This window comes from Mesorhizobium sp. M4B.F.Ca.ET.089.01.1.1 (genome assembly GCF_004022605.1).
Lineage (GTDB): Bacteria > Pseudomonadota > Alphaproteobacteria > Rhizobiales > Rhizobiaceae > Mesorhizobium > Mesorhizobium abyssinicae.
Genome location: NZ_RZOS01001197.1, coordinates 1 through 602 on the forward strand (window position 1 = coordinate 1; position 602 = coordinate 602).

1 protein-coding gene is annotated in these 602 nt (G+C 55.8%); it reads right to left on the reverse strand.

Annotated elements, in window-relative coordinates:
* Nucleotides 1-126: 126 nt before the first annotated feature.
* Nucleotides 127-602: ABC transporter permease (locus EN780_RS36750; RefSeq protein WP_133372981.1), on the reverse strand; the 476-nt coding region annotated here is incomplete at its 5' end.

The following is a 602-nucleotide window of genomic DNA, read 5'->3' on the forward strand; positions in this document are numbered from 1 at the left end:
TCCCACCACTGATTGCGCGACGGCGCTCCGAGCAACAAGGACTCAACGCTGGCGACGGGATCGGTAGTTGGCGATCGAGAAACAAACGCCTCGGCAACTTCTTTCGGCTTGTTGTAGCTAAGCAGATCAATCATAGCGAATCCTGGGATCGAGCAAGCCGTAGAACAGATCGGCGATCAGGTTGAAGACGACGATCAGCACTGCGAAGATGAAGGCCAGTGTCTGCACCATCGGCACGTCGTTGGCGTAGATGGCAGTTATCAGGAGTTCACCGATTCCATTAACCTTGAAGATCTGCTCGGTGACGATGGCGCCGGCGAAGATGCTTGGCAGCCCGAGCGCGATAACAGTGACCACCGGGATCATCGAATTGCGCAACACATGGATCAACACGACGACATTCTCGCCCATGCCCTTGGCCCGAGCCGTGCGGACGTAGTCCTGGTTGAGATTGTCGAGCATTGACGAGCGTAGATAGCGGCTGATGGAGGCTGTAGTCTGAACCGCCAGCACCATCACTGGCATGGCCATCTGCCGAAGCTGCTCGATGAAGCTGCTCCAGCTGTTGACGATGAGATTGGTGTTATAGATAGTGGGAAGCC